Source organism: Pandoraea vervacti, from assembly GCF_000934605.2.
GTDB classification, from domain to species: Bacteria; Pseudomonadota; Gammaproteobacteria; order Burkholderiales; family Burkholderiaceae; genus Pandoraea; species Pandoraea vervacti.
In genome coordinates, this window is sequence record NZ_CP010897.2 from 3,013,251 (window position 1) to 3,029,964 (window position 16,714).

Sequence of the window (16,714 nt, forward strand, 5' to 3'; positions counted from 1 at the left end):
CGAATCGGCCAAACACGCCGAATCACGGCGCGCAAACGCCATCCGGCGGTATCCGGGACACCACTGGCGTGCCGATGCATTACACTGACGCCCAAATTCGTTGCGCTGTCGGCGCGCGTGCATCGCGCTTTCATTCCGCTCGTTCCACCCATTCTGCTTCTTTCGTTTTCATCCTCATGTCCGAAGCTACCTCCACCACCCTCATTCTCGGCGCCGGTCAGGCTGGCGGCGAGACCGCTCTCGCACTGCGCCAGCTCGGCTACGCGGGCCGCATCGTGCTCGCCGGCAGCGAAACGCATCTGCCGTATCGCCGCCCCCCTCTCTCGAAGGCATTCCTTGCCGGCCAGGCCGACGAAGCCAGCCTGCTGATCCGTCCGGCCGACGCCTGGGAGAAGGCGGAGATCGAGGTGCGCCTCGGCGTCACCGCAACCGCCATCGACCGCGCGGCACGCACCGTGTCGTTCGACGATGGGCAGACGCAGCACTACGATCATCTCGTGCTCGCCCTGGGCGGTCGCGTGCGGCCCCTGCCGATTCCCGGTGGCGACGCCCCCAACGTCTACTACCTGCGCAACATTGCCGACGCGCAACGTCTTCGCGAAGCGCTGGCACCGGGCAAGCGCGTTGTGGTGGTCGGTGGCGGTTACATCGGACTGGAAGTGGCGGCAAGCGCCGTCAAGGCCGGGGCGTCCGTAACCGTGCTCGAAGCCGCGCCGCGTCTGCTCGCGCGCGTGGCCGAAGCCGATCTGGCGGGTTTCTTCGCCGCGCTGCATCGTGAGAACGGTGTCGACGTTCAGGTGGGCGTGGGTGTCACCGCGCTCGAGCAGAACGCCAAGGGTCAGGTGGTCGCCGTGGTCGCGGGCGAGAAGCGTCTGGACGCGGACGTCGTGGTCGTGGGCATCGGCTTGATTCCGAACGCCGAACTCGCGCAGGCCGCGGGGCTCGCGGTCGATAACGGCATCGTGGTGGACGAATTCGCGCGCACGAGCGATGCCGCCATTCTGGCCGTGGGCGATTGCGCCCATCACGTGCACCCGGCGCTGGGCCGTCGCATTCGCCTGGAATCCGTGCCGAGCGCCAGTGAGATGGCCAAGGTGGCCGCCAGCGTGATCCACGGCGATGCGCCGAAGGCCGTCGCCACCGCGCCTTGGTTCTGGTCGGATCAGTTCAATGCGAAGCTGCAAATGGTCGGCATGACCGAGGGACACGACGCCGTGGTCGAGCGCCGTTTGCCTGACGCGCAGGGCGCTGCGGTGTTCATGCTCTTCTATCTGCGCGAGGGCGCTGTCGTCGCCGCAGCGAGCATCAATCGTGCGCAGGAATTCCTCGCCGCGCGAGAACTCGTGGGCCGTCGGGCCGTGGTGGATCCGGTGCGTCTGGCTGATGCCGCCACACCGCTCAAGACGCTGCTCACCGAGTTGACGAGCTGATGGCCCGATGACCTGACAGGCTGAGGCACAACGCGCTTTGTCAGGGCCTACGGCGCACGTGCGGCGTCTTCGCCGCGACGTGCGCGACTCGCCCGCTTCGCATGCCGTCAGGGTGAAGGCGCGTGAGCGGGTAACAGCAGGACCGGACGGCCTGCATGCCGGGCCGTATCTTCGGCCACACTCCCCAGCGTGAAGCGCCGGAAACCTCGCCGTCCGTGCGTGCCCAGCACGATCACGTCGACATCGGCGTCCTTGCCCGCAGCAATGATCTGGTCGGCCACGCCCTCGCCCACCGGTTGAATCTCGCGCATCTCGATTTCCCCCGGGACGCCCGCCTCCTTGAGACGCGTCTCCGCCCGCAGGCGCACCTGCTCGCCCACCGCGCGCACGGCGTCGAGCAGCGGTTCGGGATCGAAACCGGCAAGAAACGGTCCCGGCAGGTCGAGCACGTGTACCACGCGCATCGACGCACCGTGGGTTCGCGCCAATGCCAGCGCATACTCGAATGCCTGACGTGCCGTCTCGCTGTCGTCCAGCGCGACGAGAATCCGCTCGTAGTGACCGCCCGAGCGCAATGGCAGATGCGGACGCGCTTCCCCCGCCACGAGCATCACCGGGACCTCGGCGCTGCGCAGGATCTGTTCGGCGACACTGCCGAGCATCGCGCGCCGCACGCCGCTGCGCCCGTGCGTGCCCACCACGATGATGTCTGCGCCCCATTCGATGGCCTCGCGCGTCATCGCCTCGGGGACCGTTTCCCCGGTCGTGCGCAGATCGAGCAGATGTGCCTGCGCATCGAACCCTTCCTCGCGCAGATACAACACCGCGCGGGCAAGATGTTCTTCGCCTTCGCGCTGCATGTCGCGGCGCACCTGTTCCAGATCGATGAGTTTGCCAAACGCCGCCGTCAGCAAGTTGACCGGGTCTTCTACCGTATGAATCACGCGGATCACGTCGCCGTTGCGCGCAAAGGCGGCGGCCTCGCGCAACGCGCGGCGGGACGATTCGCTACCGTCCGTCGCCAGCAGAATGCGTTTTGTCATGAGCAGCCTCGCGTTGGGAGTCGATGGAATGCCATGCGCGGGCAACGTCATCTCGATGTTCCGCCTGACAAACCCGCATGACACTCCCACTATACCGCCCGATCGAGCACAAAGGCCACCCCGCATCGCGCGACCCGCCGCTTCATACCGGCGCCTTTGATGCAACGCAAAAACGCCGCAGACCCGGCATGGCGGGCCCGTGGCGCGACGTGCGCCACGGTGCTGCGCGCTTGCCGTGCGTTCAGCGCGCGGCGTCGCCCCAACGATAGGCGTGCGACGCGTCGTCGAGCGCCGTCTTCAGTGCGGGCGGCAACGTGTAGTCGATCGTACCCAGCGTCTCGGTCAACTGCTCCACGCGGCTCGCCCCGATGATGGCGGACGTGACGACCGGATTCGCCAGCACCCACGCGAGCGAGAGGCGGGTGAGCGATTCCCCGGCGTCCTTTGCTATGCCTTTGAGCGCTTCGATGGTCTCGAACTCGCGTTCATGCCAATAGCGCTGCTGATACATTGCCCCGGCTTTGCCGACCGTCGCCGCCGTGAAGCGGCCCTCTGTCGGTGCGGCGTCGTGGCGGTACTTGCCCGTGAGCAGGCCGCCGGCGAGCGGGTTGTAGGGGATGACGGCGAGCCCTTCTTCGCTGGCGAGCGGCAGCAGTTCGCGCTCGATCTGGCGGAACAACAGGTTGTAGCGCGGCTGCACCGAGACGAAGCGCGTCAGACGCAGCGCTTCGGCGCGGCCAAGTGCGCGTGCGAGGCGATAGGCGAGAAAGTTCGACACGCCGACGTAACGTGCCCTGCCCGACTTCACGATGGTGTCGAGGGCTTCCAGCGTCTCGTCGATGGGCGTATCGGTGTCATCGGAATGCAATTGATAGAGATCGACGTAATCGGTGCCGATGCGCGAGAGCGACGCGTCGATGGCGCTCAGCAAATGCTTGCGCGACGCCCCCTTGTCCCACGGCGACGGTCCCATCTCGCCGCAAGCTTTGGTGGCAACGATGAACTGATCGCGACGGCCCTTGAGCCAGCGCCCGACAATCTCTTCGGTGCGCCCGACGAGCGACGTGTCGGCCCCCAGTGGATAGACGTCGGCGAGATCGATGAAATTGACGCCCGCCTCGGCGGTGCGATCGAGAATGGCGTGGCTGGCGGCCTCTTCGGTTTGCAAACCGAACGTCATGGTGCCGAGGCACAGGCGGGAAACAGTCAGGCCGGTGCGGCCGAATTTCGTGTATTGCACGGTAACTCCCGGAGGTTGCGAAGGATGCAGGGTCTCTCGCGGCCCGGTGCGGCCCCGCGTGACCCGAGGTCACGAGAAACGACAGCACAAAGCGCAATGCCCGCGCGCGGGCAAGGTGCACAGTATGCGCGATTCCGGAAAAACGCGTGCGGCGTCGCGGCAAGCGCGGGCCGCGTGCGCCGTCGATCCTCCGACCTACTCCAGCGACTTCAGGTCGAGCCAGACACCATCCGCGCCGCGAATGAGCATCTTGCCGCCGTACTTCATGACGGTAGTCTGCTCGTTGGCCGACACGAAAGCCGTCTGTGGCAGGTCGCTCGCGTATTGCGCCAGATCCGGCGTGCCAGCAAACGGGTTGTTCGCGATCAATTTCGAGATGAGCGCCATCATCGCCAGATAGCTCGTGGGCGTGGAAATCGAGACCGGCGTTCCATGCGAGGCCGCCGCGCCGTCGCCAAAGCCCACCAGCTTCACCGCGACCGGCACGTGCGTGATTTCCGGCAAAGGAATTTCACGCATGCCGGAGATCTGCAATTTGCTGCCACGCAGCGCCGCGCCATGTTCCGGCACGAACACCACAACGGCTTTGCGCCCCGACCTGGCAATCGTGTCGATGAACTGACCGAAGTCGTCGAACATCGTCTTGGCGCGCATCGGATAGCTCTGCACGCTGCTGAGTTTCGAGCCTTCCAGACGATTGCCGTCATGCAGCGAGATGGTGTTGTAGTACAGCGCCACGCGCTTGTCCGGCTGCGAGGTGCGCTGCTTCCACCACGCTTGCAGCACGTCCCCGTCGGAGCGAATCGGCGTTTCGTCGAACGCGCGCATCGACACGCGGGCGTGCGTGTTGTCGAACGGCGCGACGCCCGGCACGTTGAAGTTTTGCTGGACTTCCTGCATGAAGTTGTCGAAGTGTCCGTCGTGATTCATGGCGAGCGACGGGGTGAAGCCGAGGTTCTTCAGGTCGCTCATCACGTAGCACTGCGGGCCTGCCGGGTCGTATAGCGCCTTGTGCGCAGGCTGACCGCATCCCGCCCGAAGCACGCGAATCGCTGCCGGTCCGCTGTAGCTCGCGGCGGAATTGAAGTTCTTGAAGATGAAGTCGAACTTCGAGAGCAACGGCAGGTTATCGAGATTGTCGACGTCGAGGTCGTCCTGCGCGAGCGAACAGATATGCAGGAAGATGATGTCGTAGTCCGGACCCGCACCGGCCTGCGCCGGGAGTGAGACGGAACGCGTGAGCTCACGTGAGTAAAAGCTGTTGAGCGCCGCGTTGGGATTCGCGTCCAGGGGCACTTCGCCGTCGCCTGTCAGGAATTCGCTGCTGGCGGCCGTGGCTCCGCCCGCTGCCGCACCGCCCGCCGCCCCAGCCGCTCCCGCCGTCAGTGCCGTCGTGTCGCCCTGTGCCGCCACCACCGGGGAGACCGAGACGAGCGTCCCCACACGCAGCACACCCGGCACGATCAGCAGCGCGAGCAGCACGAACGTGGTCACGCGCACCCAGCGATTCACGATCCAGTACGCCAGCACCATGATGGCCAGCAACAGCCAGTCGCGCGCAGGCACGAAGCGCCCGAGGAGTTCGACGATGTACGAGAACCGGAATTGCAGCAGCGCGGGCAACTGTTCGACGAAACGTGCGAACGGCGGCAGGTTCGAGTCGTAGTAAAGCAATGCCGCACCTAGCGGGATCGCGATCACCTGCCGCAAGATGCGCGCCCAACGGGGCCGCAACCTCACGACCAGACACAGCGCGAAGAGGAAGTTCGGCAGCACGTGAAAGCCGATGATGCCCGCCCACAGCAGCAACAGCTTCAGAATGAAATAGAGGTTCCAGATGCCCATCGTATGGTTCCCTTGGGTCGCCGCGTCGTCGCCGGCTCACGTCCTGTCGATGTCATTTTGTCTCACCCGGCGCGCCGCTGTCTCGAAGATCCTTGGATGCGCCAGGCCGTTCCGTCACGTATGCCGTGCGCCCCGCAAACGGTTCTGCCAGCGGGTGACCAGCTTGCTCAACAAGTAATTGGCGAGCACCTGATACCCACGCAAGCCCATCGCCAACATTTCGAACAGTGCGCGGATCGGTTCGTCGCGTGTGCGCTCCGCGTCCCAGTCGCGCCACGCGTCAGCACGCCCGAAAGTGAATTGCACGAGATGCTTGTCCTGTTCCGCGGTAAGCGGCATGAACGCGAGGAACAGATCGTGCCCACGCGCACCGACCACACTCACCGGGAACCCGTATTCGGTCGCACCGCGCGCGAGCGCCACATGCGCCTCGGTGCCGACAGGGGGATCGATGGGGGCCGGGAGCACCAGGGCGAGACCGCCGCCGGAAAAGTCCCGCGTGTGGCACGCCATCGTGCGCCCGTCGGGCAAGTACAGCGTCGCCGGCATGCGCATCGATACCCGGTGCGTGCGGCGCACCTGCTTGACTTCGGTGGCCACGGCCACCGCCGCGCCGAGCACCGCGAGGTTGAACATGACCCACAACAGGTTGAAGATCAGCGCGCCGGACTCATGGGCAGGACCATAGAAGTACCGCAGGATACCCGCGAGAAAACCCGCCACGTTAAAGCCCAGCAGCACCAGATACGGCTTCGAAATGCTCCAGTCGAAGAAGCTCTGCTCGATCAGTCCGCCCTTGGCCGTCACGTTGAACTTGCCGTAGCGCGGATTGATGAAGGCCACGGTCGTCGGCAACGCCACGTACCAGGCGAGCACAGCTTCGTAGACGTCCGACCAGAAGGAGTGGCGATACTTGCCCTGAATGCGCGAATTCGCAATGTTGGCGTGCGCGATGTGAGGCAACACGTAAGCGCAGATGCTCAACGCCGCCGCCTGCACGATGTGCAGTCCGAAGAAGAGGTAGCAGATCGGGGCGAGCAGAAAAATGATGCGCGGGATGCCGTAGAAAAAATGCAGCATGCCGTTCGCATAGCAGATGCGCTGACCGAATTTCAGGCCGCGTCCGAACAGCGGATTGTCGACGCGGAAGATCTGCGCCATGCCTCGCGCCCAGCGAATGCGCTGCCCGACGTGGCCCGAGAGCGACTCCGTCGCGAGGCCGGCGGCCTGCACCACTTTCAGATACACCGTATTCCAGCCACGCCGGTGCATCTTGAGGGCCGTGTGGGCATCCTCGGTCACGGTCTCGACGGCCACACCGCCGACTTCGTCGAGCGCCGTACGACGCAACACGGCGCATGACCCGCAGAAGAACGAGGCATTCCAGAAGTCGTTGCCATCCTGCACGATGCCGTAGAACAGACGCCCTTCGTTGGGCACCGCGCCACGCGTGGCGAGGTTGCGCTCGAACGGATCGTCGGAGAAGAAGTGGTGCGGGGTCTGGACCAGCGAGCAGCGCTCGTCCTTGAGAAACGAGCCCATGGTCGTTTGCAGGAACGAGCGCACCGGAATGTGATCGCAATCGAAGATGGCGATGAACTCGCCCGTCGTCTTGCCGAGCGCATGGTTGATATTGCCCGCCTTGGCATGGCGATTGTCGGGACGGGTCACGTAATGCACGCCGGCGAGCGCGGCGAACTCGCGCATCTCCTCGCGGCGTCCGTCGTCGAGCAGATAGATATTGAGCTTTTCCGGGGGCCAGTCGATGCCGCACGCGGCATAGACCGTCGGGCGCACCACATCCAGCCCTTCGTTGTAGGTCGGGATGTAGATGTCGACGCTCGGCCACAGGCGCGTGTCTGGCGGCAGCGGCGTGATGCGCCTATGTAACGGCCAGACGGTCTGGATGTACCCGAACAGCAGAATCATCCACGTATACATTTCTGCGGCGACCAGCGTGTAGCCGACGGCGGCTTCCGCCACCGTGTCGAATGCGAGCGATTGCGTCAGACGCCACCACACATAGCGCACGGTCGACATCAGCGACAGGCCGATCAGCACCAGCACGGAGTATTGACTGTCCAGACGCCGGAACACCAGCGCCAGCGTCAGCGTGCAGATCGAGAACAGCAGTTGCGAGAAGGGGTCGAACGGCGTCGTCACGATCCAGAACACGCCAATGAGCCCGAGCAGCGCAACGACGCTCGACGTCACCCGCCACTGCATGACCCCTTCGAGCTTCTTGTCGAAGCGGTGCGCCAGTTCGGCCGGCGTGTCGGGCGGAATGCCGAAGAGCGTCTGCACCAGCCACAGGCGCAACCGCTCGTTACCCGAGCGCAAGGCCAGCCACGCGGTGTAAGGCGGAAACGCCGGCCGATGGCCGCTGCGCCGCCAGAACATGGCGCCGACCATCCGCCAGAAGCTCGCATCGGCGGGCAGGTCGAGCCGTTGCGTCACACGGTCGTTGGCCCAGGCGAGCGCACGCCCCGGATAGTCGGGGCGTCCCCTGCGCGCCGGCTGGAACACGATGCGCAGCCACCAGTCGCGCCATTCGTCGAGTTGACGAACATCTAGCCGCACCGCCAGACGCGCCACGAAATGATCCATGGCTTGCGAGATCCATAGCCGATGTGCAGGCGAGCGCACCGTCGCGGCAAGCAGCCATTGCGCAAAACCCGGCGCGCGGCCATCCGGCCGATTCGGCACGACGAGTCGCACGGCGAGCATTTCCCGGCCGAGGCGGGAGAGGGAGGCAAGTGCGTCGGTGATCATGTTCGCGCGTCTCCTTGCCCGCCCGAGCCGTTCGGCGCCGTGGCGCGCGCAAGCCATGCCTCCAGATGGATGAAGTCGAGTGCAGCTTGCGAACCGTCGGCCGCCCTGGCGAGCGAACCTCCCTTGGCCGCGGCCATCCCGAGCGCATCGTCGCGGTGAATGCGCACCGGTACGACGGCGTCGCCGCCACGCGCCTGAATGAGATGCAGCAGGTCGTTGTTCAGCGGCGAGTTCGATGCCGCCAGATTCGGCACCATTTGCACGCGTCCGGCACAGGCTGCCATCAGATCGACCTGCGTGACGTAGCCGGTCGTCGTCACCGGCACCACGCCGAGCACCCGGTCGGCAGCCACCACTGCGGCCTGCGCGATGGCGTCCGGCAGTCGTTGCGTGTCGATGAATACGCGGGTGCCTGCGGGCAGACCCAACGCGTCCAACTGACGCCGCAAACCCCCGGCGTCCCCGCGCAGCCAATCGCCGAGCGCCGCCAGTTGCTTCGCGTCGGTGCGCCCGGCGGGCAGCAACGGAACCCCCTCCGGCGTGTCGCGCAGCACGGTGTGCCAGCCATCGGGCGCGACACCGGCGGACAGCACGCCCTGCTCACACGTTTCACGCAGCCCCAGCAGCGCGCCGATGCTGTTCTGGGCATCGAGTTCGAGCACGGCGACGGGCGTTCGCGCATGCGCCAGTTGGGCAGCGAGATGCGCGGTGACAGTGCTTCGTCCCGCACCGCCTGCGCTCGAGACGACGGCGATGAGCGTCAGCATGCGCCCTCCCCGGCCCGTTGGGCCATCGACGGCAAACGAACCATCGCACATTGGATATCGACGCGAAGACTCATGGATCAGTAGCTCCAGATCGGGCGTACCGGCGAGGGCGGCATCGGCACGTCACCGCGACGGGCGTCGAAGTGATAACGCATATAGACGAGGAAGCGGTTCGGCGCATAGTAATCGGAGCGCTCGAACTGGACCTGACCGCCAATGACCCAGTGTCGATTGACCCAGTATTCCGCGCGGCCCAGGATCGAGAAGCCCACACCGAAACCGCCGCCGGAGCCATACGTCAGATTGCCACTGGCGTCTTGCAACGCGCCGTTGGTCGGGAAGTACGGCATCGACTTTTCGTGACTTTGCGAGAACGACACCGAGCCGCGCAGGTAGTACGACCAGCGTTGCGTGCGTCCGTACCACTCCAACGGCAGCGTGAGCGATACATAGGTCTGCGGGCTGTAGTAGCCGCCGTGACCGTACGTGTAGTAGCGCTCGTTTTGCGCGAAGCTGTCGAAGAACAGCGTCACGCCAGTGTTCATGCGCATGTCGCGCTTGTAGATGAGCGGCAGGTCCACCCCGGCGCGCGCCGAGACCTCCGAGTTGTTCAACACGTTCTCGCCGGTCAGACGCGCCACGCTCGCCTCGCCGAAGATGCCCCACTTCGGGAAATCGCGCGAGGCATGGAACGTGATCGCATCGCGCCGCACGCCACCCCATTTGCCGTCACCGAAAATCTCAGGCAGCGGCAGGTTGGCGCCCGCGTACGACACCATGCTACCGGTCATCGGTCGCCGCGAGGCGTCGACCCAGTAGTTGTAGCGCCCGAGATTGCCGAACAGGCGCACGCCGCCCGTCACGTAAGAAATCGGGAAACCGATCGGCGTATGGCCGATGTCGGCCCGGATCCAGTCATTCTCGTACCCGAGCATGAGCGCCTGTCCGTGCGCCTTCTGACGCTTCGTGCCGTAATCGGCCAGCACACCGGGATTGGCCGCGCGAAACGACGGCACGTTGAGCAACGGCAGCGTGCCGAATTCGGATGTGCCGTTAAGCGGCAGGTCGCCCGAGTCGGCGCTGACGTAGTCCGTCTGGGCGAACACATGGCCGTCGTAGCCCACGGCGTACTGACCGTACAGGGGCACCGCGCGGGCGTTGAACATCGAGATGCCGCCGTCGCCCTTCTTCTCGTCGATTTCGTACCCCGCCGCCACGTAGCTGTTGCGACGCGATTCGAGGGAGTCAATCGCGGATTCGGCAGACGTCATGCCGTCATATCCCGGCAGCGCGCCTTGCACGATCTCCTCCTTGCGCGCCTGGTCGTACCAGCCCTTCGCCTCGTGGTACCGACGCTGCGACTGAGCGATGCGCCCCCGCTGCACCGTGACGGCCGACGTGTCGGGGAACTGCGTGCGCAGTCTGTCGTTGAGCGCGACGGCCTCGTCATAACGCTCCATCGCCGTGAGGCGTCGCACGGCGGCGAGCTGCGTCCACACGTCGTCCGGCGGGGCTTCGGCCAGCGCCCGGTCGAGTTCTCGATTGGCCGCGTCGTCGTCCTGCATTTCGTACAGCACGCGCACGAGCGACAGGCGCGCATCCTGATTGGTCGGGTCCTGACGGATCTGGTCTTCCGCAATCTTTCGCGCGTCGTCGTAACGGCGCTCGTCGAAATAGATGTCGCCCAGCGTCGACAGCGCGCGCTTGTCGGGCGGCTGACGCGACAGAAGCGGTTCGAGCTTGCGTTGCGCCGTATCGAAGTCGCCCAGCGCACGGGCCCGGTCGGCCTGACGCAACGCCAGACGGTCCTGAAGGTCCTGCCATTCGTCGCGCTGGTCCGCGCCCAGCGTTGCGGGGTCCAGGCTCGCGAGAAAGCCGCCAAGTTCGGTGTCGCGCTCGGCGGTGTTGAGCAATTCGGCGTAGCGCAACTGTGCGTCGGGCTGCGGCTTGTCCGCGTGCGCGGCGAGCCAGTCCCGCATGAGCGCGAGTCCCTGCTCGGGCTGCCCGGCCGATACCCGAGCGCGAGCCACTTCGCCGATCAGTTCCGGATCGTCGCCCGCCATGCTCAGGGCTTCGCCATAGCGGCGCTCGCTCTCGTCGTCGTTACCGGCTGCGTGCGCTTCGCGTGCCAGACGTGCCGTGTCGCGAATCGCAAGCGTCGTCTGCATCCGTTTGATCGACGGCGTGACATTCGCCGCAGGAATTTGCGCGAGCGACGCGCGGGCGCCCGCCTCGTCGTCGATGACGTTCAGATAGATCGCCTGCGCGTACAGCATCTGCGCGCGGTCGTCCGCGTCGAGTGGCTGGCGCATGCCCTCGGCCATGACGTCTCGTCCGATGTTCGGAAGCCGGAGTCTGCGGTAAAGGCTGGCAAGCGAGTAGCGTGTCCAGGCGTTACCGGGATCGAGCGCAACGGCGCGCTCCAGCGCCGCCAGCGCCGGCCCGTTATGGCCTTCGGCGATGGCGCGCTCCGCATCGTCCGACAACGCGGCGGCCTCCGCCTTGTCGAAGCGCGCCTTGTCGTTCGGGAAACGCCGACGCAGATCGCCGAGCAGATTCGCCAGCTCGGTGCGGCGTTGTTGACGGGAGTACAAGGTGATCATGCCGCGCAACGCCGTATCGTTGTCGGGCTCGATCTTCAGTGCTTGCCGGAAGAGCTTTTCGGCATCGTCGTCGCGCTTGTCGTCGAGCGCGATATCGCCAAGCAGCGCCAGACCGTCGGGATTGTTCGGATCGCTTGCCAGCGCACCGCGAACGAGGCGCTCGGCATCGGCAAGGCGTCCGGCGTCGCGCGCAGCGCGTGCCTCGGACATAGCGCCCCAGAACTGCGACGTCCTGAGCAGACTGCGCCATTTGCCCGCATTGTCCGGGTCCTTGCGCAATGCCTGCGCGAACAATTCCTGCGCGCCTTTGTGATCGCCCTGACGCATTTTCACCAATCCCAGCGAGCCCAGCAGTTCGCCGTCGTTGGGACGTTTGACACGGGCCGCGTCCAGCGATTTTTCCGCGTCGTTCAGACGCCCCTGATCGAGCGCCTTGATGCCCGCCTGTCGCGCCTTGTACGCCGGGTCGTTGAGCATGCGCGTGCGCGCGGCCTGCTGCGCGTTCAACTTGTCGTAAGCGGCGCGAATGTCGGCGTCGTTGGGTGCGAGGGCAAGGTAGCGCTGATACAGCGGCAGCCACGCGAGGTTGCCGTCGGCTTTCGAGAGGCCCTTTTGCCAAAGCGGCAGTAAAGCATTCAAGTCCGCGTTGGGGCGCGCAGCCAGATCCGCCACCATGCGCGTGCCCGCGAGTCGGCTCGACGGGCGGTCGATCATCAGCTCCGCCAACGATAGCGAGGCGCGCGAATCTTCGGGCGATGTCTTCGACAGGTTCGCCAGCCCCTGTTGCGCGGCCGGCCAGCCGTTGGTCGCATTAGCCTGTGCGCGGTAGTACTCCACGCCGAGATCGCCAGTGGGCGGGCCGTCCGGAAACAGCGCCTTGTATTCGGCAAATGCGGCGTCCGCCTGACCACTGCGCTGCAACAGCCGTGCGCGGGCGATGCGCGACTTGTCGACCGTGTTGATGCGAATGACGTCCGCCAGCGCCTTGGTCGCCGGCGCGTTGGGATAGCGCGCGCGCAATGTCTGCAACGCCTTGTTGGCGTCCTGCGGCTTGTTCTCCTCGATATCGATCTGGCCGCGCAGCGAGAGGGCATCCGGCTGATCGGGCTGCACGAGCAGCGCCTTGTCCAGCGCGGCGCGGGCCAGGTCGTTGCGATGACGCGAATGCCACAGACGTGCGCTGGCCAGCAGGTTGCCGACATCACGGTTCGCCGCCACGGCGTCGGACGTTGCCGCCGTGTTCGGCGTCGGCGCGGCGCGCACGTGTTCCGCGCCGGCCGCCATCAGCAGGCATGTCATGCAGGCGGAACGGATCAGCGTGTGGCGCAAACTGCCTCCCATGGCAATTGCAGCGTACCGTCGGCCGCGAAGCGAAAGCGCGCGTCGTGCCAGCCGAGTCCGAACAGCGACAGTACCGAGCTGTAGTAGCCCGGCGGCGACTGTGCATCGAGCGAAAGGGCGCGCTCCGCTTGTGCGCGCGCGAGCGCCGTATCGCCCGCCGAGTGCAACAGGGGCACGAGCGCCGCCGAGAAACCGGACCCGCCGTTGCGCTTTGCCGTGCCGTCGCGTGTGTTGACCCGCTCGGGCGGCGCGCCGTGCGTGGCGACATACTTCAACATGCCGTCGAAGGTGTGCGTCAGTGCGCGAGCGTCGTCGCTGCCCGGTGCGAGCATGCCCGCCCAAAGATAGACGCGTATGGCGTTGTAGCTGCCTTCGCCTTGCGTCTCGGGATCGATCTCGAAACCGCGTCCGGCCCGATACATCGCCCACTCCGGCGCAAAGCCGAGCGGCGGGGCCGATAACGTGATCTGCTTGAGCGACGATGCGATGAGTTGCCCCCAGCCGCTGTCGGGAAAGAGGCCCGCCAGACGCCGCACCACCTGCATCGGCACGTAGCTGGGATTCAGACGCCATAGATCCTTGGCGGGATGAAAGCCAACGGGCGCGGGCAGCAATGTGCGCCCGAGCCCCGGAATGAAGTCCGTCTCCTCCGAGGCGATGCGGCGCGCGACCAACGCCCCGAGCGCGGCGTAGCGTCGTACGCGCCAGAGGCGTCCGGCCTCGCCCAGCGCGTAGGCGATCCACATGTCGGCGTCGCTCGCCGGATTGCTGTCGAGCACCGCCCATTTGCCGTCGTCCGTTTTCCCCCAAAGCCAGGCCGGCAGACGCGCCGTCAGATCGCCCTGCGCGAGATTGTTGACGGTCCAGTCGAGCACTTTGTCGAACGTCGCCCGGTCGTTGGCGATAAGGGCGAACATCAGCGCATATGCCTGCCCTTCGGAGACCGTGCGCAGATCGGGCGCGCTGTGATCGATCACGCGGCCATCATCGCTCAGAAAGCCCGACTTGAATCGCGACCATTCCGGCCAGTCGACCGACGGGCACGCGCGCCCTGCGCCCGACACCGGCGCGACCGAAGGTGCAGGATTGGCCTGCGTCTTCGCGGGTGCGCCGCGAGCGCTGGGCGTCATGCCTGCGAGCACGGGGCCCGCACCACAGGCAACGAGCGCCCGCAACACGGCCCGACGGCGCCGCCCGGGAGCATCGGCGCGCGTCATTTACGTCTCCAGCCGACGCGCCGCGCGACGCTGCAACCACCCGTAACATTTGAGCGCAATCGCGAACGCCGCCAGCAACGCCACCAGGCCAACGAGAATCGGATGACTCGAGAGGTGGTAGCGAATGCGCGTCCACCAGCTCACATCGCCTACGAAATACGTTTTCCCGAGCCGATAGGACGCCGTACGATCGCCGTTGATCACCGCCAGATCGCCGTGAATGGCGTCGCGCTGCGTGTCCACAGCGTCGACCACGCTGAGCAGCGTGTCATCGCTCGACGCGTTGATCGCCACCACCGAGCGCGAACCGGTCACCGGCGATTCGAACCCCACCAGCGCCGCGAGCGGTCCTTGCGACTGGGCGTCGAGGCGGGTCGGACCGATGCGGCTCGCCGCGAGCGCGGAGCCGGTCGCGCCGTCACCCCGATATCCCTGCGGCTGCGACTGCATGACGCGACGCGTCTGATCGATCACAAGCGGCAGACTCTTGCCCCACTTGGTCAGCAGATCGGCCCCGTCCTTGCCACCGACGATCAGCAAGTCGCGATCCTTGAAACGATCGGTCTGGGTGGTGTCGAGCACCTCGAAGCGGTCGGCGTAGACGCCGGTCGAGCGGCCGAACTGCCCCAGCGTGGAGAACACGGTTTCCAGCTCGGCCTTGTCCGGTGTCTTCGACATGACGACAGCGGTCTGCGCGAGGTCCGCGTACTTCGTGAACGGGAAACCGCTACCCGCGAAGAAGTTCAGATTCGGCATCTCGGCGTAATGCGGCAGGCCGCTGAAGTCGATGGTCGAGTCGGCGTCGATGGCCGAACGCGCAGCGTTGGTGATCGTCTGGCTGCACAGCCCTTCCTTGTGCGGTTCCATCGCGAACTGGAACGACAGCGAGTTGCGCGAGGCCACCTGAAAGGCCGGAATGCGAACGTCCTTGCGATCGGCCATGGTGCCGTCGGAGAGCAACTCGACGAGCATGTGGCTCTTGTCGCTGCTCGCGCCCGCCGAGCGCAGACGGTAGGCGCGCACGAACTGGTCGTTGATCGACACGCTCATGGACGAGTCGTCGGGTTTGACCGGCGGCGTGTAGCGGTACTTCAGGTCCATCGGCACGCCGGTGTTTTCCCACGTCAGCAGGTCGGCGGGCAGATTGAGCTGAATGCGGATCGGCCACGGCATGTAGCCGCTCGCCTGCAAGTCGCTCGGGTTCTCGATCAGTTCGCCGAGCTTCACAGGACGATCGGTGCGCACCCAGCGCGGCGCGTCGTAGGCGGCGCGCGGCGGCAACGGCTCGAGCGCTGCGATGCGGGTCGACTCGCCCGAGAGCACCGCGCGGCCCGAGACGAGCGCGAGCGCCGCCGTCTCCAGGTCCTTGGCATCGCGCCCCTGAATCACCAGCAGCTTGAGCGACGGATCGTTCGGATTCGACACCATGCGCAATGTCGGACCATCGACCTTCGGCAGATCGAGGCCCGCCAGCATCGTGTCGTTCGTCACGAACGCAATCGCATGCTTCGTCGGCAAGGCGCTCACACTGACCGGAAAGCGCGTGCGTCGATAGTCGCCGATGGCGCCGGCCCACGTTGCCACAACGCCGGCCGCATGCACGACCGCGAGCGATGGCTGGGCGCCGAAAACGAACGGGATGGATTGATCGCGGTTATCGTGGCGATCGAAGAACGGCGCCGGCAGCGTCGACAGATCGTTGCGCAGCGTGAGCGGCTGGGTGCTGGTGACGATCTCGCTTTGCGGGCTGATGTCCGCCCACAGGCTGGAGTGCATCGGGTCTTCGCACTCCATCGTGTAATGCCCGATGAGCACGATGCGCACGCGGTTAAAGCCTGAGAGCATTCGCGCGTCGAGCGGAATTTCACGCAGGAGAGTCTTGCCGCCGTCCTGCTTGTTGAACGGCAACGTCGCGATCAGCTCCTCGTTCAGATATACCTTGAGCTGCGAGAGATCGGGGATCAGTGCGGGGGAATAGGTGTAACGCAGCCGCAGCAGCGCCGAGGCCACCGACTGATCGAGTCGGATTCCGAAATTGACGTCGCCCGTTCCCTCGGTGCCGCGCAGGCGCAAGCCATTCGTCTGGCCCAGCTGCGCGAACGTGACGGTGCGTTGGTTCGTGCCCGACGCGAGCGGGACAGTCGGGACGATCACGGCAGTCGCGCCGCTCGCATCCGCCGCGGCGGCGGCGGACGCCTTCTCAGGCAAGGCAGTGACGCCGGCTGGCGCCGGCGCTTTACCCGTGCGGCCTCCCGTTGGCGCTGCTCCCGCAAGCGTGATTGCGCCGGGATCCATTGCTGCGGCGATTAGCAGACAGATGGCGGAGACCTTCGTGTAACGCGACCAGGACGCTCGAAGCTGCATGGGATGTGCCTCGTCTGTGCTTGCGCTGCATATTCGCCACACCCCCACGCGCAATGCCCTAACACCCCACTGGCCGACGTCTCATCACGTCG

Annotated in this window: 9 protein-coding genes; 1 reads left to right on the forward strand and 8 read right to left on the reverse strand. The window is 65.8% G+C overall.

Features of this window, described 5'->3' with window-relative positions:
* The first annotated feature begins 176 nt into the window (after positions 1-176).
* Positions 177-1,430 (forward strand): NAD(P)/FAD-dependent oxidoreductase, encoded by a 1,254-nt coding sequence (locus UC34_RS13290; RefSeq protein WP_044458148.1) that lies wholly within the window; start codon positions 177-179, stop codon positions 1,428-1,430.
* A 107-nt stretch (positions 1,431-1,537) separates the two neighbouring features.
* Here UC34_RS13290 and UC34_RS13295 read toward each other — a convergent pair whose 3' ends face one another.
* The 8 genes from UC34_RS13295 to bcsB form a co-directional block, all read right to left on the reverse strand.
* Complete coding sequence (locus UC34_RS13295; RefSeq protein ID WP_167370660.1) at positions 1,538-2,473, reverse strand: universal stress protein; 936 nt, start codon at positions 2,471-2,473, stop codon at positions 1,538-1,540.
* Positions 2,474-2,714: 241 nt separating this feature from the next.
* On the reverse strand, positions 2,715-3,713 hold the full coding sequence (locus tag UC34_RS13300) for an aldo/keto reductase (protein ID WP_044455921.1): 999 nt from the start codon (positions 3,711-3,713) through the stop codon (positions 2,715-2,717).
* A 195-nt stretch (positions 3,714-3,908) separates the two neighbouring features.
* Entirely contained in the window at positions 3,909-5,558 is a 1,650-nt protein-coding gene (gene bcsG, locus UC34_RS13305; protein ID WP_044455922.1) for a cellulose biosynthesis protein BcsG, read from the reverse strand.
* A gap of 114 nt (positions 5,559-5,672) precedes the next feature.
* Positions 5,673-8,330 carry a UDP-forming cellulose synthase catalytic subunit gene (bcsA, locus tag UC34_RS13310; protein ID WP_044455923.1) on the reverse strand — a complete coding sequence of 886 codons (2,658 nt, stop codon included), beginning with the start codon at positions 8,328-8,330 and terminating at the stop codon, positions 5,673-5,675.
* Positions 8,327-9,097 carry a cellulose synthase operon protein YhjQ/BcsQ gene (locus UC34_RS13315; protein ID WP_044455924.1) on the reverse strand — a complete coding sequence of 257 codons (771 nt, stop codon included), beginning with the start codon at positions 9,095-9,097 and terminating at the stop codon, positions 8,327-8,329. The genes bcsA and UC34_RS13315 overlap by 4 nt, the downstream gene beginning before the upstream one ends.
* 77 nt (positions 9,098-9,174) lie before the next feature.
* On the reverse strand, positions 9,175-13,041 hold the full coding sequence (locus UC34_RS13320; protein ID WP_052811039.1) for a cellulose synthase subunit BcsC-related outer membrane protein: 3,867 nt from the start codon (positions 13,039-13,041) through the stop codon (positions 9,175-9,177).
* Complete coding sequence (bcsZ, locus tag UC34_RS13325; RefSeq protein ID WP_084070627.1) at positions 13,014-14,258, reverse strand: cellulose synthase complex periplasmic endoglucanase BcsZ; 1,245 nt, start codon at positions 14,256-14,258, stop codon at positions 13,014-13,016. Before bcsZ ends, UC34_RS13320 begins: the two co-directional genes overlap by 28 nt.
* On the reverse strand, positions 14,259-16,622 hold the full coding sequence (bcsB, locus tag UC34_RS13330) for a cellulose biosynthesis cyclic di-GMP-binding regulatory protein BcsB (RefSeq protein ID WP_052811040.1): 2,364 nt from the start codon (positions 16,620-16,622) through the stop codon (positions 14,259-14,261). It abuts the gene before it with no gap.
* Positions 16,623-16,714: the final 92 nt, after the last annotated feature.